Consider the following 26,220-nt stretch of genomic DNA (forward strand, 5'->3'; position numbering starts at 1 on the left):
CTTTCACGATTTTTCGTAGACCAGGGTCGGGGGCATTTCTCCCTCACCGTATTCGATTCCGACCGGGGTCAAGAGAGAGGTATCGGGCGCGGCGGTCGCGCATGCGGCCAGTAGCTCTTCCCCAAGGTCCAGCTTGCTGCCCTCTTCAGGCCGCTCGACCTCGGGCGGCGCAAGCTCAAGCGCGGGAAGAATGCGGTGAGCAAGGGACAGCCAGCGGTACTCGAGAATGCGCTGCTCATACTGAGCATTCACGTATGCCCGATTGGCCTGAAAAAGCTCGTTTTCGGTGTCCAGCAAATCCATCAGCGACCGCTGGCCTATCTGGAATTGCTGGTGATACCCATCCCGTACTTTTTGCGTGGCGACGCGGTGAGCACGCAAGAAGGGCAACTGCTCCCGCAAGCGCGCCACATTGTTCCAGGCAATGGACAAGTCCTGGTACAGATTGCGGCAGGTATGATTGCGCAGATCGACTTGCGCATAGCGCTGCGCAGTCGTTTGACGTATGCGCGCCCGGTCCGCTCCACCGTTGAACAGGTTGTAGCTCATTACCAGTTGCACATTGGTGCTATGCGTACGAGTGTCTGTTCCGTATTGTCCGCGGTCCGTGCCGGTGGACGCCCTCAACTCCAGCGTCGGCGAAAATTGGGACTTGGCCACGTCTATGCCGCTGCCGGCCGCCTGCACGCTCGCCTGCTTGGAAAGCAAGCCGGGGTTTCCTCGCATGTAGGCCGAAAAATCTTCCGGATTTTCGGGCATCTGAAAAGAGGACTTCGGCGCGGCCATCAGTTTCACGGCCGGCGCAGATCCCGTAATCCGCATGTAACGCTGCTCCACGTCCAGCAGGTTGCCTTTCTCCGTCAACCAGTTGGATTGCGCCAGAGCCAGCCGGCCGACCGCCTGCTCCAGGTCCACACGCCTTCCCACACCGGAAGCGGTCCGCTCGCGTATCTGTGCAAGCGTTTGCTCATGCAAGGCAAAGTTTTCTTTTGCCAGCGTGTTCAGTTCGCGATAGCGCTGCACATCAAGGTAGGCCTGGGCCGCCTCGGCTGCGGTGGCATCGGTCAACGCTTGCAGCTCGTAGTACTTGGCGAGCTTTTCGAAGCCGGTCTGCTCCACGCTTCCGCTCGTACGAAATCCATCAAATATCAGCTGGCGCAGTTCCAGGTTGTATCCGTTTCGGCTCCAGCGATCAGTGCCGGATCCCGATGCACTGTTCCGGTATTCCCTACCCGTCCATCCTTGTGCATTCACGCGCGGGAAGTAGCCGCCGCGAGCAACGTTTTGCGCCTCCAGCGAAGACACGAAATCCTGATATCGAGCTTTGATTTCGGGATTCTGCAGCACCGTTCGCTCCACCACCTCAGGCAAACTTGCAACAGTAGTTCCGGAGGAAGCCGCGCCGCATACAGGTGTCGCCGCAGCCAGAGCTAGAGAAATTGTGAAGGGCCGAAGAGAAAACTTGAGCATAGGGATTCCTGGACACGCATTGAAGAATGCCGAATGCTAAAGTTACAGATCAAAAATCAGATTTGCCGGAGGGACAAAACATTTTGCTCGGACGCAATTTTGCGTCTATTTACATTATTTGTTATTTTCGCCTTGAAGAGGCGCGGCTTCGACGCGAGGTCCGGCGTTTCGATAGGCCGATGGAGACAATCCACTGTATTCCAGGAAGGCCGTGGAGAAGTTGGCGGCACTGGAAAAACCTACCTCTTCTGAAATCGTGGCAATGCTCAATGTTGTTTCCATCAGCAGTCTTTTTGCCAGGAGCATGCGCTCAAGACGAAGGAACTCGAATACCGTTCCATCCGTTACATCCTTGAATGCCCGCGTCAGGCGTTTGGGATTCGAGCCAAGCGCGTCGGCAAGCGCCTGAAGGCTGGGCGCATCGGCCAAGCGCTCGAGTAGATAGCGCTTCGCCGCTTGCACCAGAACCTGCTTGCTGCTTTCCCCGCTTTCCGTGTTGCCATCTTCCGGCTCCCCGCCATCCGCCCTTGATGCCAGGGCCAGATGTATCTGTACCCGAGCCAGCACTTCTTCGGGCGAAAACGGCTTCAGGATATAATCCACAGCCCCCTCGCGCAGCCCGGTCAGGCGCTCGTCCAAATCGCTTGCCGAACTCAAAAATATCACGGGCGACCGGGCGGTCCTGGGATTGGCTTTCAACTGACGGCATACCGCAAAGCCATCCAGCTTAGGCATGCGCACATCCAGCAGTATCAGATCGGGCACCCTGGCAACAGCCCGTTCGTATCCCTGAAGGCCGTCGAACGCCACGCTGATCCGGCACCGCGTGCCTCTTAGCGTCTCGATCAGCAAGCGCAATTCATCCGGACTGTCGTCAATAAGCAGAATATGGAACTTTGGAAGTGTCGGGTTATGAAATGGCATCGCAGGAAAATTTACTATTCTTAACTGAGCTTCTATAGAAAATGCTGTCCATCCCATTGCGCCGCCTGGCACAAAGGACGTAACTTTCGCAACCATGATCCCAATTTATATATCGCGGCGGCTTTTTGCTCTCGCATTGATGGCCTGTGCCTCGCTTTGCCAAGGCGAGCCTCTATCTTTGCAAGACAATGATAACTGGCCGGTTTCGTTTTCAGGCCACGTTCAAGTATACGAAGATGCCGGCGGGGCCATGACCATCGATCAAGCCGCCAGGCTGCCTCTTGACGACCCCCGCGGCTTCCGGCCGGCGACGGCCAAAGACTTGCAGATCGGGTATTCGAGGTCGGCCTGGTGGCTTAGCATGGATATCGTCAACGACCAGGCTGAACGCCACTCTTTGCGCTTGTGGCCAGGCACGCCGACACTGGCCCGCCTGGATTACTACATAGAGCGTGGCACGGCCTGGAGCCATATTTCGACCGGCCAGAAGATACCATTGTCAGAGCAGGATCAGGAGTCCCTGCACAGGCAGGCGCTTGCCCTGTCATTGGGCCCTGGCGAACGCATCCGGATATTCATGCGCCTGGAGTCCAGTTCAGCAATCAACCTGCAACCAAGGGTGTACTCCGAAGCCGCATTTTTGAATGTCGTCGATCGGACCACGCTATGGGACGGCATCCTGTTCGGCGGACTGCTTGCACTGGCATGGAGCGCCCTGCTGATTGGCGTCCTGTCACCCAGCTTTCGATTCCTCGTACTGTCCGCCTTATGCGTAGTCATCACCCTGTACGAAGCAACCATACGCAACTATACCAAGCTGCATCTTTGGCCTGAAGCCATCGAATGGGCTCACCGCAGCGCCTTTGTCCTTGGGCATCTTTCCTTATTCATGTTCATGGCGTTTGTCCTGATCATGGCCCGAAGCGAAAAGATTCATTGGCCAGCCCGTCCTTATTACATAGCCCTGGCCGTCCTCGAATTGGCCGTAGCGGCTGCAGCCCTGCTCTTGGACCCCTACTTCGCGGCATATTTTGGGCTGATCACATCTCTTCTGTTCGGCATCAGCATGCCGGTTGCGGCTTTCCTGCTACTCAAGAATGCCGCTCCGACCGGACGGCTGATGCTGTTGACCGGCCTGTTCATCCTCTTTCATTCCTCATTGCGTGCGGTCGAGCGTCTGGGCTTCTTGCCGCAATTCATCGTCGACATAGGGCTGGGCAATCCGGGTACCAACCCGATTATTGCATTGGGCGGCCTGGCGACCAATCTGGCCGTCCTGACGGCGTGGATCGTTCTCATCGGGAAACAGCGCCAAGCTGCGCAAGACACGCTTATCGATTGGCAAGCTCGAGAACAGGAGCGTTTAAAAGAACAAATCGCCCTGAAGACGACGGAACTGAACAAGGCGCTGCAGTATGCCGAAGAGAAAAGCCGCCAAAAAACCGAGACCCTGGGCTACATAGGACATGATTTGCGCGCTCCCACAGCGACCATAGTAGGCTACACCCGCTTGTTGGGAGACGTCGTGACCGCCGAACAGGACCGCAACGTCAAAGCCATCGAACGCAGCGCTCAATACCAGCTAAAGTTGATTGATGAACTGCTTGAATATGCAAAAAATGAACTCAAGCCGCTTGAGCTCAAGCCGTCACCTACCGATATGGAGCAGATTCTGGATGATGTCCTGCAGTGCGCCCTCAGTCTTTGCTCGCTGCAGAATAATCAGTTCGAAATGGATGTCCAAAGCGCTATACCCGCCACCACGATACTGGACAGCCAACGCCTGCAGCAAGTCCTGCTGAACCTGATATCCAATGCGGCCAAGTTTACCCGTAACGGCCATATCCGATTGGCCGTCCATGCGGCCCGGGATCAAGCCGGCTGGTCATTGGCATTTTCCGTGTCCGATACCGGGCGCGGCATCGATCCGGCAAAGCAATCCATCATCTTCAGTGCTTTCGAGCAAGAGGCGATCCACCAAGGGAGTGCCGGACTGGGCTTGTATATCGCCCAGAGCATAGTCGAGAACATGGATGGAAAACTAACCGTCAAAAGCGCAGCCGGCATGGGAAGTCAATTCAGCTTTCAGATTCATGTGGAAGCCATTGGCGACCAAACAATATGCTGGTCGACTCCGCTTGAAAACGCCGCGCCCCCGGCCGCCAGCGACAAATTTCGTATCGCGGACCAGACCCCTATGCCGCCAGCCGAGATCCGCGTGGACTTGGCCAAGCTCGCCCGTGACGGTCAACTTACCGATATTGAAGACTGGCTACGTATTCAGGGCAAGGCTTACCCTGGCTATGCAAGCTTCTTCAATGAAGTCAGGAATGCCCTGTATGTCCTGGATCTGGAGCAAATAGAATCCATGGCTTTGGCAGATACGGGCCATTGATTTATTTCCGTCCAGGCCCTTTACCCGACTGATTTTCGACTGGCGGCGCGCCCGGTGTCGCACGGCCCGGGTCTGCCGCGTCTTCCGGCTCCACCCCGGGCGGAAAATTGATGCGCGTCGTCGGTGAATTGGGGTCGACGGGCGCGTTCACCAGCGAACGCTGCCCTTCTTTTATTGACTTCGTGTTTTTGTCCCGCTCCTTGCGGGTGGTTTCCCTGCGGTATGAATCGGCCATGATATCGGGGGCCGCTCTATCGTCTTTCGTCACCATGGTTGACCTCGCTTTGGCTTGCGGTAATCTACAGCGGATTGATGGGATTGCCGCAAGCGGCAGCAAGCACTGTTCCCGCGGCCATAAAATCCACATGCGCGGCGTCGCCCTCGGCCATATGCCAAAAGATGAAGCGCAAGCCAGCGGCTATAGTTTTTCCTTGCGCTTGAACTGCTCCGCCAGTTTCTGCAGCTCCTCTTCGGACAAATCCTCGATGTCGATCATTTCGTCGCGCGCCTCCTTGATGGATTGAAGCAGTTCATCCAGCTTCAAGTGCATCGCCTGGCTGTCCTTGTTCTGGCTCTGCTGTATCAGGAAAACCATCAGGAAAGTGATGATGGTCGTACCGGTATTGATGACCAGCTGCCAGGTTTCCGAGTATTGGAATATGGGCCCGCTCACGGCCCATGCCAACACCACCAGAAAGGCCAGGGAAAAGGCCAAGGGCGATCCGGCCCACTTGGTCACATGCGAAGCGCACTGATCGAAGACGTGCAATACCGTGCGATGTTGGCCGTCATCCCGGCTCTTGTCTCCGCCAGGCTCTTTGCCGCTCTCTGCGCATGGATTTGCACTGCCGGAATATAGGGGTGTATTTCTTTGGTCCATCCTGCAAGCTCCTTGCCTTGTGTCCGGCTGATTTACAAACCGAGAGACGCCAGCATCAAGAACGTGGCGAAAAGTACGAAATGCGTCATTCCTTCAATCGCGTTGCTCTGGCCGTCATTCAAATTGATCGCCGCCGCGATCAGCGTCAGCGCCACCATGACCGACTGCACCGGGGTCATGGCCATCTGAAAGGGAACGCCGTTGAACAAGGCAATGGCTTCCATGACGGGCACGGTCAAGATGACCGTGGACAGCGACGCCCCCATGGCGATATTGACGACCGACTGCATGCGGTTTGCCAATGCCGCCCGCAAGGCTGTGAGAATCTCCGGGCAAGCCGATATCGTCGCCACCACCAGGCCCAATACGATGGGAGGCACGCCGATGCCCGAGATGCCGACCTTGAGCGCCTTTGACATTATTTCGGCCACCGCGGCAATGACGACAATGCCGGATATCAATAGAAAAATCGACCTGTTGCGCGATTCCGGCTCCTGCGTTGGCGGCGACCGCTCCTTGTCCTTGTGCTTGACCCGGTAGTTATAGCTGAAGAAGTAGCTATGAACGCCTACCTGCATGCGCAAGAACAAGCCATACAGCATCAGCATGGCGCCGATCGTGAATGCGGAATAGATATGCCAATCGGCACGCGGAATGAATTCCGGCACCACCATGGATATGCCCATGGCGGTAAGAATCATCACGCCATAGGTTTTGCCCGAGTCGTCGTTGTAGTCCTGTTCGCCGTGCTTCAGCCCCCCCATCAATGCGGCAAGGCCCAGGATGCCATTGATGTCCAGCATGACGGCGGCATAGATGGTATCGCGCACGAGCGTTGGCGAGGGCTCGTGACTCATCATGATGGCCAGCACGATCACCTCGACGAGTACGGCCGAAAGGGTAAGTATCATGGTGCCGTACGGGTCCCCCAGCCGTTCCGCGATGATCTCGGCGTGATGGGAAACCCGCAGCGATGCTCCGATGATCAGCAGTATCAGCACCACCGCCGTCGCAATCGCAACGCTTCGGCCCGAACCCTGCAGGACGGGCTCAAAAGAGTACGCCAATACGGCGGCCAGCGCGGCGGCAAGCATAAGCCACTCTTTCGCGGCCGCCCGACTCAGGGTCTGGAGCGTCATTGTTGTTTTTGTGGTCATTTTCCTGACTTGCGGGGCCTCGGAATGTCGATATCCTAGCGGTCTTAGCAATTCTCATGCCGGGACTCCGAACGGGCGCACCGCCCCGGGTCGCGGCGTCGCGCAATTTAGGCTAGGATTACATCCGCTTACCGGCATGTCTGCCGTCAAGCCGATGCCTCCATGAATTCCGCCGGCCGGCAGCCGCCACGGCAAAAAAGCATATCGCCCAGGAGAGTGGATATGTACGAGTCCAAGAACGAACCTTTGATGCCCGGACGGCATTTCACTTTGCGCCTGTTAAGGCATGTGGGTCTGGCTGCGATCATCGTCGGCATTACGCTCTCGGTGGGCGTGCTGGGCCATCTGTGGCTGGAGCCCATACACTGGCATGACGCCATCCTGAACATTTCCTTGATCCTGGCGGGCATAGGCCCCTTCATCATGCCCGCCACCGTCGCGGGAAAGCTGTTTTTCGCGCTATACAGCATTCTTGTGGGGCTGGTGTTCGTCGCCACACTGGGCCTGGTACTGGCGCCGCTTGCACATCGCCTCGTCCACAAGTTTCACCTGGATGGCGATAGCGACTGAGGCGGCGGCATGCCGGGCCGATACGCGATCCGGCCTATGGTATGTCCGTATGCGACTTCAGCGGCATATCGTCTCGTATGGGTACGGTCTGGCGTTCTATCATGCGGTGCACCCGGGGCGGATTCGGCCCCCGATGCAGGGCCTTCAGACGATCGAACACCTCGGCGTCCGCCTGGGTGCGGCGCTGATGATGGCGCACGTATTCCAGCCAGGTCGGCACGTGATAGCTTTCGGTCCAGATGCCCGGGTTTTCAAGGTCGCGCAGCAGCGACCATTGCCGGGCGCCATCGCGCAGCCGGATGCGGCGCCGCTGCGCCATGGCGGAAAGAAACGCATTGACGTCGTGCTGGGCGATCTCGTAATCCACCATGATCATGATGGGACCGCTGCGCGGCCTCAAGTCCAGCTTCAGGGCAGGTTCGTTGAAGTGATCCAGCGGATCCAGGCTGAGCTTGCTGAACTCAGGCAATACATAGCGCAATCCCACTGCCGCACCCAGCACCAGCACCACGCCCGATGCGATCAAGGCGCCATCCGCGCCATGGGCTTCGGCCGTCACGCCCCAGATCCAGCTGCCCGCCGCCATGCCGCCGAAAGTGGCTGTTTGGTATAGCGCCAGGGCGCGCCCCACCACCCAGCGCGGCGTCGATAGCTGCACGGTCACGTTGAAGAGCGACAGCGTCATGACCCAGCATGCGCCAGCCGGCAGCACAGCCAGGCAGCTGAGCCACATCTGGCGGCTTTGCGACAACGCCACGACGCTGAACGAGAAAATAAGGAAGGTGGCGCGGACGATGGTTTCATTGTTCCAGCGGTCGCGAACACGCGCATTGAGCAGGGCCCCGCAGATGGCTCCCGCCCCGAAGCAGCCCAGTATGATGCCGTAGGAGAAGGCCCCGCCCGCCACCAGGTCGCGGGTGACCAGAGGCAGCAAGGCCAGCACCGATACCGCGGCAAGTCCGAAGAGGAAGCTGCGGCACATGACCTTCAGCAAATTGGGCGACATGGCGATATAGCGCAGCCCCACCGAAATGGCGCCGCCGAAGGATTCGCGCGGCAAGATCTGAGCCGCGCGCTGCGGCTTCCAGCGCGCCAGCGCCCTGATCAGGGCAATGTAGCTGACGGCATTCACCGCAAAGGCAAACGCGGCGCCCGCGACCGCAACGATCATGCCGCCGACCGCCGGGCCGATGCTGCGCATGAGGTTGTAGCTCATGCTGTTCAGCGTGACCGCCCCCGGAAGATCCTCGCGCGGGACCAGGTCGCCCATCGAGGCCTGCCAGGATGGGTTATGCAGCGCCGTGCCGCAGCCGATGAAGAAGGTGAACGCCAGCAGCAGCCACGGCGTAAGCAGTCCCGCCATCGCGAAAACGGCCAGGATGGTCGATACCGCCATCATCAATATCTGCGCCACCAGCATGATGTTGCGGCGCTCGAAACTATCGGCCAGCGCCCCGGCCGCCAGCGAAAAAATCATGATGGGCAGCGTCGTAGCCGCCTGCACCAGAGCCACCATGTCGTCGGACGTGGATATGGTGGTCATCATCCAGCCCGCGCCCACGGTCTGTATCAAGCCGCCCAGGTTGGACGCCAGCGTGGCTGTCCATAAGGTGCGGAAGGTGACGTGCTTGAATGGAGTAAGCGGGGAAACACTCATGAGGGATATCGGTCCGTGGCGAAGCAAGGCTTTCCAAGTACTAGATAATATCTTATGACAGTTGAGTCATAAGAGCTACGTGCTTTGCACCTGGTGCCGGCCCATGGCGGGCTGCTACGCCCAGCCATCCGCGGCAGGCCCGATAAACTCCGTCCGCGGATGCCGGCCTTCCCAGTTGCCGGCATCCACGACAGCCTGTCTAGTTGATGATGGCTCCCGATTTTTCCACGACATCGGCCCAGCGCGGGATCTCCGCAGCCATCAAGTCGCGCAATTGTTCGGGCGTGCTTCCCACCAGCTGCATGCCCATGGTCTTGCCCAGTTGCTCCTGCACTTCCCGATCTTTCACGATCACGGACAGCTCCTGGGCCAGGCGGTCCAGAATAGGCTTGGGCGTGCCCTTGGGCGCATACACGGCCTGCCACGACGCCACATTGAAGCCAGCCACACCGGCCTCTTCCATGGTGGGAGTCTTGGGCGAGAGCGCAATACGATCCTTGGTGGTGACGGCCACCAGCTTCAGCTTGCCCGCCTCCAGCAGCGGCAAGGCGGCCGTCATCTGGTCGAACATGAACGTCACCTGGCCGGACGAAACATCCACCATGGCCGGCGGCGTGCCCTTGTACGGCACATGTGTCAGCGGCACGCCGATGGCGTTGGCAAACAGCTCGCCGGTCAAATGAGTCGAAGTTCCTGCTCCCGAAGAGGCGAAGGTGCGTTTGTCCGGGCTGCGTTTCAGCACCTCGATCAGTTCGGCCACCGTGTTCACGCCCAGGTTGGGGTCGACCAGCAGCACGTTCGGCAGGTATGCGATAAGCGACACAGGCTCGAAATCCTTGACGGGATCGTACTTCAGGTTCTTGTACAGGCTGGCATTGATGGCATGCGTACTGATGGTGCCGCCGAACAAGGTGTAGCCGTCGGGCGCCGCATTGGCCACATACGTTGCGCCGATGGCGCCCGCCGCGCCCGGCTTGTTTTCCACGATTACATTCTGGTTCAGGCGCTCGGCCAGCTTCCTGGCCAGCATGCGACCGACCACGTCGGTGGAACCGCCGACGGTGAAGGGAACCACATAGGAAATCGGCTTGGCCGCAGGCCAATCGGAGGCTTGCGCAGGCACGGCGGCAATGCCAAGCAGGCTGCCGGCAAGCAAGGTATTAAGCAGAATACGGCGTTGGGTCTTCATGGTTGTCTCCTGGATTGTATTTATCCTGATGCTTGCGGGCGGCTTGGTCCTTGGGCGGAGCCGGCGGCCGCTCGCTCAGCGTTTATGCGCCTTGCGCCATTCGGCGAAGGCGTCCTTCGTAGCCGGATCGGTGGGCGGATACAGCCCAACGATCGAACTGCCCTGCTGCACGCGCTCGGTCACGTAATCCTCGAACACGGTCATCTCCACGGCTTCTTCCGCGATGTCATCGGCAATGGCTGCGGGAATGACCACCACGCCCTCGGCGTCGCCCACGACCACATCGCCCGGAAATACCGCCACATCGCCGCATCCAATGGGCGCATTGATATCCAGCGCCTGATGGAGCGTCAGATTTGTCGGCGCGGAGGGCCGCTGGTGATAGGCCGCCATGCCCAGTTTCGCGATCTCCGGCGAGTCGCGGAACCCTCCGTCGGTCACGACGCCTGCGACGCCCCGCTGCATGAGCCGCGCTATCAGAATCGAGCCCGCCGACGCGGCGCGCGCATCCTTGCGGCTGTCGATGACCAGCACGGCTCCGGGAGGGCAGGTTTCCACGGCGACGCGCTGCGGATGCACCCGGTCTTCGAATACCTTTATCGTGTTCAGGTCTTCCCGCGCCGGAATGTAGCGCAGCGTGAATGCCTGGCCCACCATATTGGGCAGATCCGGATTAAGCGGACGCACATCCTGTATGAATTGATTGCGCAAGCCGCGCTTGAACAAGGCGGTGCACAACGTGGCGGTACTCACCTTGGCCAGGCCGGCACGGGTTTCGTTTTTTAATTGGGACACGGATGGCTCCGGAATGTCAGATGGAAATCGATGATCAATAAATGTCGGGCTCGGCCACGGGCGCCCCGAAGCCGGTTTCAAGAAAGTCGAAATCACAACCCTCATTGGCCTGCAGGATGTGCCTGGAGTACATCCAGCCGTAGCCGCGCTCGTACCGTTTTGGCGGCGGAACCCACGCTGCGCGGCGCGCGGCCAGTTCCTCATCGCTGACATTCAGGTGTATGGAACGTCCAGGAACATCGACGCTGATCAGATCGCCGGTCTTCACCAGCGACAAGGGGCCGCCGATATAGGCTTCCGGCGCCGCATGCAGTATGCAGGCGCCATAGCTCGTGCCGCTCATGCGGGCATCGGACAGGCGCAGCATATCGCGCACGCCCTGCTTCACCAGCTTGACCGGAATCGGCAGCATGCCCCATTCGGGCATGCCCGGCCCTCCTTGCGGGCCCGCATTGCGCAGAATGAGAATGTGATCCGCCGTCACGTCCAGCGTTTCGTCTTCCACGGCGGCTTTCATGCTTGGGTAATCGTCGAACACCAGGGCGGGGCCCGTGTGCCGCAGGTATTGCGGAGCACAGGCGCTGGGCTTGATCACGCAGCCGTCAGGGGCAATGTTTCCCCGCAGCACCGCCAGCGCCCCCTCTTGGTAAATGGCCTGTTCCAAGGGGCGGATCACGTCATCGTCATAGACTTCGGCGCCCTCGATGTTCCGGCCCAGCGTCTTTCCGGTAACCGTCATCGCGGACAGGTCGAGATATTCATGCAAGCGCGACATCAGGCCGGGCAGCCCGCCCGCGTAGTAGAAGTCTTCCATCAGGTAGGTGTCGCCGCTGGGCCGGATGTTCGCGATGACCGGCACTTTCCGGCTTGCGGCGTCGAAATCATCCAGGTCCACCGGGCAACCCGCCCGGCGCGCCATGGCGATCAGGTGGATGATGGCATTGGTGGAGCAGCCCAGCGCCATGGCCACATTGATCGCATTCTTGAAGGAGGCCGCGGACAATATTTTCGCCGGCCCCAGGTCTTCCCAGACCATTTCGACGGCCCGCCGGCCGCATTCCGCGGACATGCGCATATGGCTTGCGTCGGCTGCGGGAATCGACGAGGCCCCCGGCAGAGTCATGCCTATGGCCTCGGCGATCGCGGTCATGGTTGCCGCGGTGCCCATCGTCATGCAGGTACCGTAGCTGCGGGCAATGCCGCCTTCTACCCCTATCCATTCGACCTTGCTGAGTTTGCCCGCGCGCCGCTCATCCCAAAGCTTCCAGGCGTCCGATCCCGAACCCAGCACCTTGCCCTTCCAGTTTCCGCGCAGCATGGGTCCCGCCGGCAGGTATACGCAAGGCAGGCCGGCACTGATGGCGCCCATGATCAGCCCCGGTGTGGTCTTGTCGCAGCCGCCCATGAGCACGGCTCCATCGACGGGATGGCTGCGCAGCAGTTCCTCGGTTTCCATGGCCAGGAAGTTTCTGTACAGCATGGTGGTCGGCTTGACGAATGCCTCGGGAACCGAGATCGCGGGCAGTTCCACCGGAAACCCTCCGGCCTGCAGCACGCCGCGCTTGACGTCATCGACGCGTTGCTTGAAATGGCTATGGCAGGGGTTGAGGTCCGACCAGGTATTGATAATGGCGATAACGGGGCGGCCGGCCCAATCCTGGGGCCCGTAACCCATTTGCATCATGCGTGAGCGATGTCCGAAGGAACGCAGGTCATCGTCCGCCATCCAGCGGGCGCTGCGCAGGCTGTCGTAGTTCCTAGTCATAACCGAGTGCCATATCCATGAGTCTAGATTCGTGGGATGAAGCGATTGAAACACTAATATATTAGTATGTCAATGACTTTGATTATCGGTACAATCCCCGGATTGAAGGCACTTTATTGATCGTTTTATGGCTTTGTCAGCAACTCTGCCGCCACTACAACTGGATCGTTCGCGTCACGCCGCCCCGCAGGTGTTCGACAAGCTACGGGAATTCATCGTCTCGCTGGATTTGACGCCCGGAACGGTCCTGTCGCGCACAGACTTGGCGGAAGCCTTCGGCTTGAGCCAGACGCCGATACGCGATGCATTGATTCGCCTGTCCGAAGAAGGCTTGGTCGACATCTACCCGCAGAATGCAACGGTCGTCAGCCGCATCGATATCAAGGCGGCGCGCCAGGCCCAGTTTTTACGCCGCTCCATCGAACTGGAAATCGTCCATCAATTGGCAAGCCGGTCCGACCCGCTGCTGATTTCCCGATTGCAGTCGCATATAGATGTACAGCGCGCCAACCGCGGCGCCGACCAATATCCCCAATTCATCGCCGCTGACCGGGCCTTTCATCGCGACATGCATGAAGCCGCCGGTGTGAGTGCCCTGTGGGAGCTGGCGCAGCGCTACAGCGGCCATGTGGATCGGCTGCGACGCTTGCATTTGCCCGAGTCTGGCAAGGCCGAGCGCGTCATCGACGATCATCAGCGCCTGGTCGATGCCATTGCCGCACAAGATCCGGCGCGTGCGCAGGACGTCCTGCGCCAGCATTTATCCGGCACGCTGAACCAGATCGACGAAATCTGCCGCAACTACCCCGATTACGTGCTTGTGGGTCAAAAAGTACCCGGATAGGCACCGCCGTCAAGCAGCACATTCTGACCCGTCATATAGCCCGCATGCACACTGCACAGGAAAGCGCAGGTGGCGCCGAATTCTTCCGGACGGCCGAAACGGCGCGTGGGATTGCCGGCCATGCGGGCTGCGCGCACGCTGTCCAGCGAGTCGCCCGACATGCGGGAGGCGGCCTCCAGCGTGGACGCCAGCCTGTCGGTGTCGAAGGGGCCGGGCAGCAGATTGTTGACCGTGACATTGTGCTGCGCCACGGCGCGGGCCACGCCGGCGACGAAGCCGGTCAGGCCGGAGCGCGCGCCGTTGGACAAGCCAAGGATGTCGATGGGCGCCTTGACGGCGCTGGATGTAATGTTCACGATACGCCCGAACTTGCGTTCAGCCATCGCGTCCACCGTTGCCTTGATGAGCTCGATGGGCGTCAGCATATTGGCATCCAGGGCCTTGATCCAGTCGTCCCGATCCCAATCGCGGAAATTGCCGGGTGGGGGACCGCCCGCATTGGTGACCAGGATATCGGGATCCGGCAGCGCCGCCAGGACCCGCGTCCGTCCCTCGGCGGTCGTGATGTCGGCGGCGATCGTGCTTACCTGGCCGGAAGCCTGCTCGCGCAGCTCGGCGGCCGCCGCCTCAAGCCGCTCGGCACCCCGCGCCACCATCACGACGTCCACTCCGGCGTCAGCCAGCGAGCGTGCGCAGGCCAGCCCCAGTCCGGCGCTTGCGCCGCATACCACAGCCCGCCGCCCCTTGATTCCCAAATCCATGCTTTCCTCCGATCCTGTGTGCAAGCGCCATGCATCGATGACGACGAGCGTTCCATTCTATAGCAGGGGCGCCTCGCGCCGCAGCAGTTCGAGTTTGCGCTCCACGCCCCAGCGATAGCCGGATACATCGCCATCGCGACGCACCACGCGGTGGCAGGGGATGGCCACCGCGATGGGGTTGGCGCCGCAAGCCTGAGCGACGGCGCGCACCGCCTTGGGCGAACCAATACGCTCGGCAAGCAGCGCATAGCTGACCGTGACGCCCGGCGGTATCTCGCGCAACGCCCGCCACACCCGCTCCTGAAACGCCGTGCCCCGCACGTCCAGAGGCAGGTTCAACCCTGTCTCCGGCGTTTCGATGAATCCCACGACTTGCGCCACCAGCCGCTCGAATCCTTCGTCGCCGCCTGTAAGCCGCGCCTTGGGAAATTGGTCCTGCAGGTCGCGTACCAGCAGGTCGGGGTCGTTGCCCAACAGGATTGCGCAGATGCCGCGCTGGCTTTGCGCAACCAGGATGGCGCCCAGCGAGCACTGTCCCACGGCAAAACGGATACTCGCGTTCTGGCCGCCATCGCGATAGTCGCGCGGGCGCATGCCCAGGATAGCCGCCGACTCTTCGTAGAACCGGCTATTGGAATTGAATCCCGCTTCGTAGATGGCATCGGTGACCGTGCCGGCTGTACCCAGCTCGCCGCGCAGCCGGGATGCGCGAACGGCGCTGGCATAAGCCTTGGGCGTCAGGCCTGTTTCAGCCTTGAAGATGCGATGAAAATGAAAGGGGCTCATGCCCGCCCAGGCAGCCAGCTCGTCCAGGCCGGGAGGGGCTTCGGCGCTTTCGATCCGCCGGCAGGCCTGCGCAACGATGGATGCGCGCTGAGCCGCGGCTGCGGTTCGGTCAGCCGCCGCCCGCCGGCTGGGCCGGTAGCCCGCCGCCTCGGCCGCCGCGTTGTCCGGGAAGAACTCCACGTTCTCCCGCCTGGGCAGGCGCGCCGAGGAGCTGGGCCGGCAATAGACGCCGGTCGTCCGGACCGCGTAGACGAAATGGCCGTCCGCGGCCGGATCGCGGGCCTGTACAGCCGCCCAGCGCTGATCGTCCGTAAGGTAGGGGGGGCACGCCGCCACCGCATCTGTGTCAGGGGTCGCCTTCATGGCATCTGCCCTCAAATGGAAGTGCATTCAGCATATGCCGGAATTCAATCGCAAGCATCCTGTTTCTTGCGCTGTAATTTCAGACTGGAGGGCACCGCTTACCCCGCCTTGCGGAAGGTGAAATTGATGCGCTGGCTTCCCAGCAGGAAATGCGGGTGGTCCTTGATCGGCATCACGCCGTGATAGCGCAGCCGGTCCTCGCCGCCCCATACCGCCACATCGCCGTGATGCAGCGGAACCTTCAGCGCCTTGTCGCCGCGTTCATGTCCGCCGAACAGGAAAACGGCGCTCATGCCCAGCGACACCGACACGATGGGCGCATCGTAGTCGCGTTCGTTCTTGTCCTGATGCAGCGACAGCCGGGCGCCCGGCCGGTAGCGATTGACCAGACAGGCGTCGGGCCGGAAATCGGGAAAGCCCGCCGCGCAGGCCGCCTCGCGCGCCAGGCGATCGAATGCCGGCGGCATGGTCGGCCAAGGTTTGCCGCTGTCGGGGTCGATTTCCGTGTAGCGGTAGCCGCGCTTGTCCGTCGTCCAGCCCAGGGCACCGCAATTGGTCAGCGCCACCGACATGGAAAAACCGCCCGGCGTGACCATGTGCCTGAACGGAGCATTTCGCTCCAGATCCGAGATGGCGGTCAGCAGCTCATCCACATACGGCAAAGCGAAGCCGCGCAGCACGAATGCGCAAGGGCCCAGCGCTTCGCGTTCGCCTTCCAGCGGAGGGAATAGTTCGCCATTCATTTCGTCTGGGCACTCATTCAGGATTCCTGGCTTCGTGGGTCAGCGCGCATCATGGAAGATCAGGCCCACCGTGTGGCGATGCCCACTGCGCACCAGGCTGACGCCATGGCGCATGGCCGCCTTGCGCGCACCGCCACGCTTGCCCCGGACCGGGCGGTGGTTCACGGTGAAGACGACGGCGTCGCCTTGCCGCAGCGGCACGACGTCGGCGCGCTGGTAGCCCGAACCGCTTTCCGTCATGACGAACTCGCCCCCGGTAAAATCCTTGCCGGGGCTCGATAGCAAGATGGCAACCTGCAAAGGAAAAACATGTTCGCCATACAGGTCCTGATGCAGGCAATTGTAGTCGCCCGCGCCATACTGAAGCATCAGCGGCGTGGGCCTTGCCTGGCCCGCGGCGTGGCATCGGCCCAGGAAGGATTCCAGCGTATCGGGATAGCTCAGGTCGATGCCCAGTTGGCGGTTCCACCGGTTGGCAACCTCGACCAGTTGCGGATACAGCATCTCCCTCAGCCTCTGGACAAGGGGTGGCAGCGGATAGGACCAGTACTTGTATTCCCCCCGTCCAAAACCATGGCGCGCCATGACGATACGCGCACGATAACCGTGCTCCAGCGGATACAAGGCCGCCAGGCCGGCGCATTCCCGTGCCGACAGCAAACCCGGCAGCACCGCATTGCCGCTCGCATCGAGTTCCCGCCTGACGGCCTCCCAATCCTGCCGTTCAAGCCGCCGCACCTCGTCGATAGCGGTCATGGTCGTCATTGCATCCGTTCCCGGCGCAAAAGATCGCGCTTGCGCTCGGCTCCCCAGCGATAGCCCGTGATCGAGCCATCGCTGCGCACGATCCGGTGGCAGGGCACTACGATGGCCAGCGTATTGGCCGCGCAGGCGCTGGCGACGGCGCGCACTGCCTTGGGCAGGCCCAGGGACTGGGCCAATTGGGTATAGCTGAGCGTCTCGCCCATGGGGATGTTGCATAGCGCGGACCAGACCCGCTGCTGAAATGGCGTTCCGCCGATATCCAGGTCGATGGGCCCGTCGGCCACCCGTTGATCGACGTAACGGATCACACGGTCGAGATCATTGCGAGGGAGCCGCGCAGCTTCTACCAGCTCGCTGCGCGGAAGGGCATCGCGCAGTTGACCGCGCAGGCCCGGGGCATCGTCGCCCAGGAATATCGCGCAAATTCCATGCGTACTGCGCGCAACAAGAATAGCCCCCTGCCCGCAGTCGCCGATGGCATACTGTATGGGGCCGGCCGGACGCGATCCGGGGGCACGAAAATGAAAAGTGAAGTCGGGGGTATTGGTCGTTTCCATGGTCGGCACTCGACGTCATTGTGTAGGAACACCAAGTGTAGGGAAGCCGGGCGCCCGGAACACTCCGCTCCTTGCTCTTGAATTAATGTAACAGACGCGGCCTGCACCGCGACGCCCAAAATATCGATATTTCGCACAGTCAAAGCATTGACGAGATGATCAATACAGACAGCCCTCCACCCCTCGCAGTCCGCCTGGCCAAAGCCGAAAATGAAGTCAAGCGCCGTAGGCTAAGGGACATGAAACTTATGGCGGTGGCGTGCCTGGCTTTCTTCGCCATGGTCTATCTTGTCTCGATATTGCTTCAGGAGCGGTATCCCTGGCTGGAGTATATGGCGGCATTTTCCGAGGCGGCGATGGTGGGGGCGCTGGCCGACTGGTATGCGGTGGTCGTGCTGTTTCGCCATCCGCTGGGCATCAAGCTGCCGCACACCGCCATCATTCCAAAAAACAAGGACCGCATCGCCGACAACCTTGGCGACTTTGTCCAGGGCGAGTTCTTTTCCACCGACCGGATCATTTCCGTCATCAGGAAAATCGACCCCGCCAGCCGGCTGGCCGAGTGGCTGTCAAACAAGGAAAATGCCGAGAAATCCGGCGCCTTGGCCGCCCGGTTCTTCTCGTATGCCTTGACCGCGCTGGATGACCGAAACGTTCAAGCTTACTTGAAAAATGCCGTTTCCGACCAAATAAAACAACTCGATCTCGCCAGCCTGCTGGGAAAAATCCTGGATATCCTGACTCGCAACGGCAAGCATCAGGAACTATTGGATCAATCCATCGATTACCTGGCCCGTTACCTGCAAGACCCCGATGTCAGGGAAAAATTCAACAGCATGGTGGCCAAGGACATGCCGCTGTATTTCAGCAGCCTGAAAGGCTGGGCCGGGACGGCATTGAGCGAGCGCTTCATTACAGCGGCCGCCAAGATACTCGCCGAAATCAATGAAACTCCCGGGCACCCGGCGCGCATCGAGCTCGACATCAAATTGAAACGCCTGACCGAGAAGCTGAAGACGGATCCTGCTTTCCGCTACCAGCTGGGCCAGTTCCAGGATCAGATTGCCAATCATCCCGAATTGTCGGCCTATCTCGACGGCCTTTGGCAAGATTTCCGTGCCTGGATCCAACGCGACCTTGGCAGCAAAGATTCGCAGATCCAGGCAGCCGTCTGCGGGCAAACCTTGCGTTTCGGCGAATCGCTCAAACGCGACGACAACATACGCGCATGGATGAACGAGCAGTTGATCCAATACGCACCCGCGTTCATCGACACCTACCGCCCCAAGCTCGGCCGTTTCATTTCGGACAAGATGAAGGAATGGAAGGACGAGGAAATTGTCGAGAAGCTGGAGCTGAACATCGGACGCGACCTGCAGTTCATCCGGATCAACGGGGCGGTGGTCGGCGGCATCGTCGGCGTGATCATCCATGTCGTGACGGGATGGCTGGTATAAGAGCCACCCCGCCTCAACCACCCAGGCTGGCGCTGTCGATGACGAAACGGTACTTGACATCGCCCTTGAGCATGCGCTCGTAAGCCTGGTTGATCTCGTCCGCGCGGATCATCTCGATGTCCGCAACGATGCCGTGTTCCGAGCGCCGACCGCCACCGCGCCATTTCCCGTATTATTTATAAAACCCGAGCCCGAGACAGCGATCGCCCGCATTAACCCTGCCGGCGGACACTTTGGGGGTTCTCACCTCCCTTTTTGATCATTTCGGAGGCGCTTTTGCTCCGCTCGTTTGAACGCTTGCTCAATCCCTTTCCGCCCGAAGAGACACCGCTTCCGCCCAAGAGCCTGTTTCTCTTCCTGTGGGCCTGCACGCGCGGCTCGCGCCGCTATCTGGCGGCCCTGGCCCTGCTGAGCGCCAGCGTATCGATCTACGAGGCCTGGCTGTTCGCCTTTCTCGGCCAGGTCGTGGAACTGCTGTCGGCCTGGCAGAAGGGCGAACCCGCCGCCGCGCATGAGCGGCTTGTGCTGTGGTCCATCAGCATCGTGCTGGTGGCCAGCATCGTCCTGGTGGCGCTGCGCACCATGATGCAGCACCAGGTGCTGGCCATCAACCTGCCGCTGCGGCTGCGCTGGGATTTCCACCGCCTCATGCTGCGGCAAAGCCTATCGTTCTTTTCCGACGAATTCGCCGGCCGCGTCACCACCAAGGTCATGCAGACTGCGCTGGCCGTGCGCGAGGTGCTGTTCACCTTCATCGAGATCGTACTGGGCATCGGCGTGTACTTCATCACCATCGTGGCGCTGGCGGGCGGGTTCGATGCGCGGCTGATGCTGCCCTTCATCAACTGGATCATCCTGTTCGGACTGGCCATGGTGTACTTCGTGCCGCGCCTGGGCAAAGTGGGACAGGAACAGGCCCATGCCCGGTCCTCTATGACCGGGCGCGTCACCGATGCCTATGCCAACATCACGACCGTCAAGCTGTTCTCGCACACCAAGCGCGAGGCTCACTTCGCCCGCGCGGCCATGGAGGATTTCAAGGACACCGGATTTCGCCAGATGCGCCTGGTCAGCCAGTTCGAGATTGTCAACCAGATGCTGGTGGCCATACTGATCTTTACAGCGGGCGGCTATGCCCTGTGGCTGTGGCATGACGGGCAAGTAGGCACCGGCGCCGTGGCCGCCGTCACGGCCATGGCCTTGCGCGTAAACGGCATGTCGCACTGGATCATGTGGCAAATGACGTCATTGTTCGAGAACATCGGTACTGTGCAGGACGGCATGGCCACGCTCTCGCGCGTGGCCAAGGTGCAGGATATACCGGGCGCCTCCCCGCTGCAGGTCAAATGCGGCAAAGTGGAGTTCGACGATGTCTTCTTCAATTACAACGGCGAACGCCAAGTGCTCGACGGCTTGAGTCTGACGGTGAGCCCCGGCGAGAAGATTGGACTGGTGGGCCGTTCCGGCGCCGGAAAATCCACGCTGATCAGCCTGCTGCTGCGCTTCTACGATCTGGACAGCGGCCGGATACGTATCGATGGACAAGACATTTCCCAGGTGACGCAGGACAGCCTGCGCAGCGCCATCGGCATGGTCACCCAAGATACATCATTGCTGCATCGATCCATACGCGACAACATCGCCTATGGACGTCCCGATGCGAGCGAGGCCGAGATCCAGGAAGCCGCCATCCATGCCCAGGCCGACGACTTCATCCATGAACTGAACGATGCGCATGGACGCAGCGGCTACGACACATTGGTTGGCGAGCGCGGCGTCAAGCTCTCGGGCGGCCAGCGCCAGCGCATTGCCATTGCCCGCGTCATGCTAAAAAATGCGCCTATCCTGCTGCTGGATGAAGCCACCAGCGCCCTGGATTCCGAAGTGGAAGTGGCCATACAGGAAAGCCTGGACGAAATGATGGAAGGCAAGACCGTCATCGCCATCGCCCACCGGCTTTCCACCATTGCCGCCATGGATCGCCTGATCGTCATGGATCAGGGGAAGATCATCGAACAAGGGACCCACGCCGAACTGCTGGCGAAGAACGGCACCTATGCACGGCTCTGGCGACACCAGAGCGGCGGCTTTCTGGCCGACGAGCGAGACGAGATGGCAGACTCGATGCCGTGATTTTCTTGAATCATCCGTGAAGTGCGAGCGGCTCAGGCATCGACAGTCAGCAGCGCATTCTTTGCCTTCTCGCAAAGCGTAAGCAACGACCCACTCAGTTGCTTCTTCGTCGCCGAAATGCTGTCCGAGGTCCTGACGCTGACGTTCAGGACATAAATGGGGCGCCATGGCAGGATGAGCGGCGCAGCAATCGCAACGACTTCCGGTTGCCACGAAGCAGCACAGCAGCCCTTCGTGTTGACGTCACGCATGGCGGCATCTATCTCTTCGCGTAGGCGATGCCAGTCGATCCCGTCCCGCTGCCGAAACTGCGCGAGCAATGTGCTTCGCTCTTTGTCATCTACCACCGCAAGATGGGCTCTGCCAAGCGAGGTGAGCTCCATCGGAACACGCTGCCCGGCTACCACATTACGCAGTGCAACCTTGCGGTTGTAGCGGAATGACTCCAGATAAACCATCTCATCTCGATCAGCGGTTGCCAAGCCCACGTTAATGCGCATTCTTTCGGCCAACTCGCGCATCAACGGAGCAATAGCGCCAAGCACGGGCGAACCCGTGCGCATGGTGTGCGCCAGGCTCAGGACCGGCGCCGCCAGCCGATAGGCACGCCGGGCCCGGTCGTACTCCAGCATCCCGCACTCAACCAGCGTCTGCGTAAGGCGACTGACCGTGGCACGGGAAAGCTGGGCGCGCTCCGCGATCTCTCCATTGCCCAATAGATCCACACCAGGCTGGAATGCACGAAGGATTTCCACCCCCCGAACAAGAGAGCGATTCAGCGTCGGATCCTCATGATGCCGGCGGCGGGAAATGGAGGCTGAAACGGAATTCATGAGGAACTCAAAGAGAAGCCAGGTTGCGCCACAGTCTATCACCATTTCCGCACAATGGAATTATGGGGATGCATGCCGACGCTCTCGGACCTAAACTCGACTGGTCGTCGCAAGGGGCCGGAATTTCAATCGGCGCGAGCCGGCTACGGCGACCCACCACCGACCAACCCGACCCAAAAAAAGACACATGACATGAACACCAGCCTGATAGAACTGAGCATTGCCGACGGCATCGCCACATTGCTGTTCAACCGCCCCGAAAAGCGCAATGCCATGAGCGACGACATGCGTACCGAGTTCATCGCAGCACTTGAACAAGTCAGCGCCGACAAGGCCGTCCGCGCAATGGTGCTGAGCGGCCATGGAAAGAGCTTCTGCGCCGGAGGCGATGTCTCCGGCATGGAGCGGCGCATGAACATGCCGGCAGGCAATGTCGCCTTCAATGGCTGGCACCGCCAGCAGCGCGTGCACTACACACAGTCGCTGCTGCACACCATGCCCAAACCCACCATCGCGGCGGTGAACGGCGCGGCATCGGGCCTGGGCGCCGACACCGCGCTTGCCTGCGACTTCATCATTGCCAGCGAGGCCGCCAGTTTCACATGGTCCTATATCAACCGGGGGCTCGTGCCGGACGGCGGCGGCATGTATTTCCTGCCGCGCCGTGTAGGCTTGGCGAAGGCGAAGGAACTGATCTTCAGCGGCCGAAAAGTGGACGTACAGGAGGCGTTGCGCCTGGGCATCGCCGATCGCCAATCCAGCCCGGAACGGCTGGTGGCCGATGCGCAGGCCTGGGCGGCCGAATTGAGCAAGGGCTCGGCAACGGCGTTGGCGCTGGGTAAAACCATTCTGAACCAAAGCCTCGAACTTTCAGCCGAACACGTCTTCGCTCAAGGCAGCCAGGCACAAGGCATATGCTATACCAGCACCGAGCACCGCGAATCGGTCATGGCGTTCCTGGCCAAAAGCGCCAGCAAAAATGCCGCAACCACAAACAGGGGGTGACGGTCATGAACGCCATTTCCCGCCTGCTCAAGCCGCGCAGCGTAGCGATCATCGGCGCCTCCGCCGATAGCAGGAAGACGGCCGGCCGCCCGGTAGCGTACTTGCGCAAACACGGTTTCGCCGGAGACATCTATCCCGTCAATCCGCGGGTCGACAACATTGATGGCTTGCCTTGCTATCCCGATATCGCGTCGCTGCCGGCGGTGCCGGACGTTGGCATCGTGCTGCTGGGTGCCGACCGCGCCCACTCAGCCGTGGCCGAACTGTCGCGGCTCGGCGCCGCGGCGGCCATCGTCCTGGCTAGCGGCTATAGCGAAACAGGTGAAGAAGGCACAAGCCGTCAAGCTCAACTGATCGAAGCCGCCGGCAATATGCGCATCCTCGGTCCCAACACCATCGGCCTGGTCAACCTGACCGACAACATCGTGCTGTCGGCCAGCGGGGCACTGGAAATGAAGCATTTCCCGGTGGGTTCCATTGGCATAGTGTCGCAAAGCGGAGGCATCCTGGGGTCGTTGCTGTCCAGGGCGGTGCCGCGCGGCATCGGACTGTCCAAGCTGATTTCGACCAGCAATGAGGTTGACCTGGATCTGGCTGACTTCGTTGACTACCTGGCCGAAGACGAAGCCACGCAGATTATCGCCTTGTACGTCGAAAGCGTACGTCATCCGGAAAAGTTCAGGGCCGCGGCGCTAAAAGCCGCAAGCGCAGGCAAGCCGGTGGTCGCATTCAAGGTTGGCCGCTCGGAAGCGGGAGCACAAGCGGCCGTATCGCACACCGGCGCGTTGGCGGGCGCCGACCGTATGTACGATGCCTTGTTCAAGCAAGTTGGTGTCATCCGTGCCCAGACTTTTGGCGATCTGCTCGACATTCCCGCCGCACTGGTAACCGGCCGCAGGCTGCTGGGAAATCGTGTGGCAATCCTGACGTCGACAGGCGGCGCAGGCACGCTGGTGTCCGACAGCCTGGGCGTCTCGGGCTTCGAGACACCGGCGCCCGACGCCGATACGGCAGCAGCACTACGCGCGCTTCAAACCGGTAACCACGCCGCCCTGGATCGCAATCCCATCGACGTGACCCTGGCCGGACTGCAGCCGGATCTGCTGCGTGGTGCCATTCGCGCGCTGCTTGCCAGCCCCAGCTACGATGCCCTCACGATCATCGTCGGCTCGTCCAGCCTGGCGATGCCCGAACTGATGGCCGGCGCGATACAGGATTGCCTTCCCGCAAGCGACAAGCCGGTGATCGCCTATGTCAGTCCGCATGCGCCGGACGTGGCCGCATTGTTGACCCAGCGTGGCGTTCCCGCCTTCTCGGCTGCCGAGAGTTGCACCGTGGCGTTGGCCGGAATGTTGCAGCATGCTCGTTGGCAGGCGCCCGGCAGTTCGGCGCCGGACACATCAATCGACCTGTCCGGCCTGCCGGGCGGGGCGCTGGACGAAGCCCAGGCCAAGAAACTGTTTTCCCGCTTCGGCATTCCCTGCACCGGCGAGAAGGTAGTGACGACCCCCGGTGGCGCCGAGCAGGCTGCACGCGCCTTCAACGGCCCGGTCGCACTCAAGATATTGTCGGCCGACATCCTGCATAAAAGCGATGTGGGCGGCGTTGCCGTCAATCTTGAGGCCGAATACGTCGCTGCGCGGCTGACGCAAATGCAGGCCGAGGTCCAACAACGGGCCGGTATTCTGTCACAGCGATTTCTTGTCCAGGAGATGGTTACCGGCGGCACGGAATTGATTCTCGGAATGCACCGCGACCCCCTCGGGACGGCGATTCTTCTGGGCATGGGCGGCATCACGGCCGAGCTGTTCAAAGATACTACAATGCGCCTCCTGCCGCCCGACGGGCAAGGCCTCAGCAGTGAAGAGGCAGCGGAGATGGTGCGCGAGCTGAAAACCTGGCCCTTGCTCGACGGCTTTCGCGGACGGCCCAAAGCCGACTTGGACGCGCTGGTTTCCGCCATCGTGGCGTTCTCGCAGATGGCCGCAGGACTGGGTGATCGTCTGCTCGAAGCCGAGATCAATCCGCTGTTCGTGATGCCTGAAGGCCAGGGCGTAAAAGCAGCGGACGGCGTCGCCGTGCTTGCCGAGGTATGCGAATGAAAACAGCTTCCAGCCCCACAGCCTGCCGGGTATATGTTTCCTCGACCGAGAGCAGGGAAATACACGCATTCCAGCTGGACCCTGAAACCGGCCGCATGACCTTGATCGAGGCGATCGGGGTCCCGGGTTCCGGGGCGCCCACTCGCGGCAACATCCCCTTGACCCGGAGCCGCGACAACAAGGTACTGTACGCGCAAGTTCGTATCGATCCATTCCCACTATCGGCATTCACCATAGATCCCGGATCAGGCAGGCTGACCCTGCTTGACTCCTGTCTGATGCCGGCGCCGATCGCCTATCTTTCAACCACCCTCAACGGCAAGTTCATGCTCGGCGCCTCATACGATGGAGCACTGCTGACGGTCAATGCCATCGAACCGGATGGACGCCTCGCCCGCCCATGCCGGCAAACCATACCGACATCACCCAAGGCGCACTGCATCATCGAGGCTCCCTTTGGCGGGCTGGTCTATGCCACCACGGTCGACGGTGATGCCATCCTGGCTTATCGGCTTGATCCCGTATCGGGACGGCTCGAACCGACACGCTCTTCGGTCACCTACACGCAGCCGGGCTCCGGCCCTCGCCATCTGGTTTTCCATCCCACGCTGGACAGGCTCTACTGCATCAACGAACATTCGGGAACGCTGACATCCTATAGCGTGGATCGTGCTTCCGGCGCCCTGCAAGCACTGCAGGACGAGTCCCTCATGCCGCCCGATTTCTCGGGCAACGCGTTGGCCGCCGACATCCATCTCACGCCGAACGCTGCGTTTCTTTACGCCAGCATCCGCAAGACCAATTCAATCAAGGTTTTCAAGGTGGACCCCCTGACCGGCATGATATCGAATACGGGTGCTTTCACGGTGGATGCCAACCCGCGCGGCTTTGCGATCGAGCCGAACGGCCGATTCCTTCTTTGCGCGGGACAGGAAACCAAGCGGGTGACCGTCTATGCGATTCGTTCCGATACCGGGGCACTTGATCCGATTGCGCATTATGCAGTGGGAAAGCGGCCAAGCTGGATCGAGATCAGCCCCGTGCCTGAAGGCGTGTGATTCGAAAACCT

The 26,220-nt window shown here is 60.7% G+C and carries 23 protein-coding genes and 1 pseudogene; 8 read left to right on the forward strand and 16 right to left on the reverse strand.

Annotated features, from left to right (window positions below; genetic code table 11):
- Positions 1-3: 3 nt before the first annotated feature.
- Together OEG81_RS16945 and OEG81_RS16950 are read right to left on the reverse strand one after the other, a co-directional pair.
- The gene (locus tag OEG81_RS16945; protein WP_264130445.1) at positions 4-1,470 is read right to left on the reverse strand and encodes a TolC family outer membrane protein; all 1,467 of its coding nucleotides are present in this window, start codon (positions 1,468-1,470) and stop codon (positions 4-6) included.
- Between the two features lie 114 nt (positions 1,471-1,584).
- Positions 1,585-2,490, reverse strand: a complete 906-nt coding sequence (locus OEG81_RS16950) for a response regulator (protein ID WP_317135358.1) — start codon at positions 2,488-2,490, stop codon at positions 1,585-1,587.
- A gap of 43 nt (positions 2,491-2,533) precedes the next feature.
- Here OEG81_RS16950 and OEG81_RS16955 point away from each other — a divergent pair, with 43 nt between their 5' ends.
- On the forward strand, positions 2,534-4,789 hold the full coding sequence (locus OEG81_RS16955) for a sensor histidine kinase (protein ID WP_264132640.1): 2,256 nt from the start codon (positions 2,534-2,536) through the stop codon (positions 4,787-4,789).
- A 1-nt stretch (position 4,790) separates the two neighbouring features.
- Here the strand turns inward: OEG81_RS16955 and OEG81_RS16960 are convergent, their stop codons facing one another.
- From OEG81_RS16960 to OEG81_RS16970, 3 genes are all read right to left on the reverse strand, one after another.
- Positions 4,791-5,060: a hypothetical protein gene (locus tag OEG81_RS16960; protein ID WP_264130446.1), complete on the reverse strand. Its 270-nt coding sequence runs from the start codon at positions 5,058-5,060 to the stop codon at positions 4,791-4,793.
- A gap of 147 nt (positions 5,061-5,207) precedes the next feature.
- Positions 5,208-5,504 carry a low affinity iron permease family protein gene (locus OEG81_RS16965; RefSeq protein WP_412034085.1) on the reverse strand — a complete coding sequence of 99 codons (297 nt, stop codon included), beginning with the start codon at positions 5,502-5,504 and terminating at the stop codon, positions 5,208-5,210.
- 197 nt (positions 5,505-5,701) lie between these two features.
- Positions 5,702-6,763 carry a calcium:proton antiporter gene (locus tag OEG81_RS16970; RefSeq protein WP_264130448.1) on the reverse strand — a complete coding sequence of 354 codons (1,062 nt, stop codon included), beginning with the start codon at positions 6,761-6,763 and terminating at the stop codon, positions 5,702-5,704.
- Between the two features lie 285 nt (positions 6,764-7,048).
- Between OEG81_RS16970 and OEG81_RS16975 the strand changes: the two genes are divergently transcribed.
- Positions 7,049-7,396, forward strand: coding sequence for a two pore domain potassium channel family protein (locus OEG81_RS16975; RefSeq protein ID WP_264130449.1), 348 nt, complete (start codon positions 7,049-7,051; stop codon positions 7,394-7,396).
- A gap of 34 nt (positions 7,397-7,430) precedes the next feature.
- Here OEG81_RS16975 and OEG81_RS16980 read toward each other — a convergent pair whose 3' ends face one another.
- From OEG81_RS16980 to araD, 4 genes are all read right to left on the reverse strand, one after another.
- A complete protein-coding gene (locus tag OEG81_RS16980; RefSeq protein WP_264130450.1) occupies positions 7,431-9,053 on the reverse strand; it encodes an MFS transporter in 1,623 nt (540 codons plus the stop codon).
- Between the two features lie 199 nt (positions 9,054-9,252).
- Positions 9,253-10,242 carry a Bug family tripartite tricarboxylate transporter substrate binding protein gene (locus OEG81_RS16985; protein ID WP_264130451.1) on the reverse strand — a complete coding sequence of 330 codons (990 nt, stop codon included), beginning with the start codon at positions 10,240-10,242 and terminating at the stop codon, positions 9,253-9,255.
- 75 nt (positions 10,243-10,317) lie between these two features.
- Positions 10,318-11,037, reverse strand: coding sequence for a ribonuclease activity regulator RraA (locus OEG81_RS16990; protein WP_264130452.1), 720 nt, complete (start codon positions 11,035-11,037; stop codon positions 10,318-10,320).
- Positions 11,038-11,071: 34 nt separating this feature from the next.
- Positions 11,072-12,802, reverse strand: a complete 1,731-nt coding sequence (gene araD, locus OEG81_RS16995; RefSeq protein WP_264130453.1) for an L-arabinonate dehydratase — start codon at positions 12,800-12,802, stop codon at positions 11,072-11,074.
- 127 nt (positions 12,803-12,929) lie between these two features.
- Between araD and OEG81_RS17000 the strand changes: the two genes are divergently transcribed.
- A complete protein-coding gene (locus OEG81_RS17000) occupies positions 12,930-13,646 on the forward strand; it encodes a GntR family transcriptional regulator (protein WP_264130454.1) in 717 nt (238 codons plus the stop codon).
- On the opposite strand, the gene OEG81_RS17005 is transcribed toward OEG81_RS17000, so the two are convergent.
- The 5 genes from OEG81_RS17005 to OEG81_RS17025 form a co-directional block, all read right to left on the reverse strand.
- Entirely contained in the window at positions 13,628-14,407 is a 780-nt protein-coding gene (locus OEG81_RS17005) for an SDR family oxidoreductase (protein ID WP_264130455.1), read from the reverse strand. The two genes, OEG81_RS17000 and OEG81_RS17005, sit on opposite strands and share 19 nt — an antisense overlap.
- A 57-nt stretch (positions 14,408-14,464) precedes the next feature.
- Positions 14,465-15,556 (reverse strand): bifunctional DNA-binding transcriptional regulator/O6-methylguanine-DNA methyltransferase Ada, encoded by a 1,092-nt coding sequence (gene ada, locus OEG81_RS17010; RefSeq protein ID WP_264130456.1) that lies wholly within the window; start codon positions 15,554-15,556, stop codon positions 14,465-14,467.
- Positions 15,557-15,654: 98 nt separating this feature from the next.
- Positions 15,655-16,299 carry a DNA oxidative demethylase AlkB gene (alkB, locus tag OEG81_RS17015; protein WP_264130457.1) on the reverse strand — a complete coding sequence of 215 codons (645 nt, stop codon included), beginning with the start codon at positions 16,297-16,299 and terminating at the stop codon, positions 15,655-15,657.
- A 39-nt stretch (positions 16,300-16,338) separates the two neighbouring features.
- Entirely contained in the window at positions 16,339-17,055 is a 717-nt protein-coding gene (locus OEG81_RS17020) for a 2OG-Fe(II) oxygenase (protein WP_264132641.1), read from the reverse strand.
- Positions 17,056-17,060: 5 nt separating this feature from the next.
- Entirely contained in the window at positions 17,061-17,621 is a 561-nt protein-coding gene (locus tag OEG81_RS17025; RefSeq protein WP_264130458.1) for a methylated-DNA--[protein]-cysteine S-methyltransferase, read from the reverse strand.
- Positions 17,622-17,860: 239 nt separating this feature from the next.
- Between OEG81_RS17025 and OEG81_RS17030 the strand changes: the two genes are divergently transcribed.
- Entirely contained in the window at positions 17,861-19,078 is a 1,218-nt protein-coding gene (locus OEG81_RS17030; RefSeq protein ID WP_264130459.1) for a DUF445 domain-containing protein, read from the forward strand.
- Positions 19,079-19,091: 13 nt separating this feature from the next.
- On the opposite strand, the pseudogene OEG81_RS17035 reads toward OEG81_RS17030, so the two are convergent.
- Positions 19,092-19,220 (reverse strand): annotated as a pseudogene (locus tag OEG81_RS17035) (NAD(P)-dependent alcohol dehydrogenase); the annotation flags it as partial.
- 134 nt (positions 19,221-19,354) lie between these two features.
- On the opposite strand from OEG81_RS17035, the gene OEG81_RS17040 reads away from it, so the two are divergent.
- Positions 19,355-21,211 (forward strand): ABC transporter ATP-binding protein, encoded by a 1,857-nt coding sequence (locus OEG81_RS17040; RefSeq protein WP_264130460.1) that lies wholly within the window; start codon positions 19,355-19,357, stop codon positions 21,209-21,211.
- 32 nt (positions 21,212-21,243) lie between these two features.
- On the opposite strand, the gene OEG81_RS17045 is transcribed toward OEG81_RS17040, so the two are convergent.
- A complete protein-coding gene (locus OEG81_RS17045; RefSeq protein WP_264130461.1) occupies positions 21,244-22,044 on the reverse strand; it encodes an IclR family transcriptional regulator in 801 nt (266 codons plus the stop codon).
- A gap of 192 nt (positions 22,045-22,236) precedes the next feature.
- On the opposite strand from OEG81_RS17045, the gene OEG81_RS17050 reads away from it, so the two are divergent.
- The 3 genes from OEG81_RS17050 to OEG81_RS17060 are packed head-to-tail and all read left to right on the forward strand — an operon-like array spanning position 22,237 to position 26,209.
- Positions 22,237-23,049: an enoyl-CoA hydratase/isomerase family protein gene (locus OEG81_RS17050; protein ID WP_264130462.1), complete on the forward strand. Its 813-nt coding sequence runs from the start codon at positions 22,237-22,239 to the stop codon at positions 23,047-23,049.
- A 5-nt stretch (positions 23,050-23,054) separates the two neighbouring features.
- Positions 23,055-25,151: an acetate--CoA ligase family protein gene (locus tag OEG81_RS17055; protein ID WP_264130463.1), complete on the forward strand. Its 2,097-nt coding sequence runs from the start codon at positions 23,055-23,057 to the stop codon at positions 25,149-25,151.
- Complete coding sequence (locus OEG81_RS17060) at positions 25,148-26,209, forward strand: lactonase family protein (protein ID WP_264130464.1); 1,062 nt, start codon at positions 25,148-25,150, stop codon at positions 26,207-26,209. Before OEG81_RS17055 ends, OEG81_RS17060 begins: the two co-directional genes overlap by 4 nt.
- Positions 26,210-26,220: the final 11 nt, after the last annotated feature.

This window comes from Pollutimonas sp. M17 (assembly GCF_025836975.1).
Classification (GTDB): domain Bacteria; phylum Pseudomonadota; class Gammaproteobacteria; order Burkholderiales; family Burkholderiaceae_B.

Bases quoted from the DNA above. Each gene is read 5' to 3' on its own strand.
- OEG81_RS16980 (WP_264130450.1), bottom strand. From the start codon at position 9,053: ATGAGTGTTTCCCCGCTTACTCCATTCAAGCACGTCACCTTCCGCACC.
- OEG81_RS17055 (WP_264130463.1), top strand. From the start codon at position 23,055: ATGAACGCCATTTCCCGCCTGCTCAAGCCGCGCAGCGTAGCGATCATC.
- OEG81_RS16945 (WP_264130445.1), bottom strand. From the start codon at position 1,470: ATGCTCAAGTTTTCTCTTCGGCCCTTCACAATTTCTCTAGCTCTGGCT.
- OEG81_RS16950 (WP_317135358.1), bottom strand. From the start codon at position 2,490: ATGGTTGCGAAAGTTACGTCCTTTGTGCCAGGCGGCGCAATGGGATGG.
- OEG81_RS17060 (WP_264130464.1), top strand. From the start codon at position 25,148: ATGAAAACAGCTTCCAGCCCCACAGCCTGCCGGGTATATGTTTCCTCG.
- OEG81_RS17000 (WP_264130454.1), top strand. From the start codon at position 12,930: ATGGCTTTGTCAGCAACTCTGCCGCCACTACAACTGGATCGTTCGCGT.
- OEG81_RS17050 (WP_264130462.1), top strand. From the start codon at position 22,237: ATGAACACCAGCCTGATAGAACTGAGCATTGCCGACGGCATCGCCACA.
- OEG81_RS16985 (WP_264130451.1), bottom strand. From the start codon at position 10,242: ATGAAGACCCAACGCCGTATTCTGCTTAATACCTTGCTTGCCGGCAGC.
- OEG81_RS16975 (WP_264130449.1), top strand. From the start codon at position 7,049: ATGTACGAGTCCAAGAACGAACCTTTGATGCCCGGACGGCATTTCACT.
- OEG81_RS17030 (WP_264130459.1), top strand. From the start codon at position 17,861: ATGAAACTTATGGCGGTGGCGTGCCTGGCTTTCTTCGCCATGGTCTAT.
- OEG81_RS16970 (WP_264130448.1), bottom strand. From the start codon at position 6,763: ATGCTTGCCGCCGCGCTGGCCGCCGTATTGGCGTACTCTTTTGAGCCC.
- OEG81_RS16955 (WP_264132640.1), top strand. From the start codon at position 2,534: ATGGCCTGTGCCTCGCTTTGCCAAGGCGAGCCTCTATCTTTGCAAGAC.
- OEG81_RS16960 (WP_264130446.1), bottom strand. From the start codon at position 5,060: ATGGTGACGAAAGACGATAGAGCGGCCCCCGATATCATGGCCGATTCA.
- OEG81_RS17045 (WP_264130461.1), bottom strand. From the start codon at position 22,044: ATGAATTCCGTTTCAGCCTCCATTTCCCGCCGCCGGCATCATGAGGAT.
- OEG81_RS17025 (WP_264130458.1), bottom strand. From the start codon at position 17,621: ATGGAAACGACCAATACCCCCGACTTCACTTTTCATTTTCGTGCCCCC.
- araD (WP_264130453.1), bottom strand. From the start codon at position 12,802: ATGACTAGGAACTACGACAGCCTGCGCAGCGCCCGCTGGATGGCGGAC.
- alkB (WP_264130457.1), bottom strand. From the start codon at position 16,299: ATGAATGGCGAACTATTCCCTCCGCTGGAAGGCGAACGCGAAGCGCTG.
- ada (WP_264130456.1), bottom strand. From the start codon at position 15,556: ATGAAGGCGACCCCTGACACAGATGCGGTGGCGGCGTGCCCCCCCTAC.
- OEG81_RS17005 (WP_264130455.1), bottom strand. From the start codon at position 14,407: ATGGATTTGGGAATCAAGGGGCGGCGGGCTGTGGTATGCGGCGCAAGC.
- OEG81_RS17020 (WP_264132641.1), bottom strand. From the start codon at position 17,055: ATGACCGCTATCGACGAGGTGCGGCGGCTTGAACGGCAGGATTGGGAG.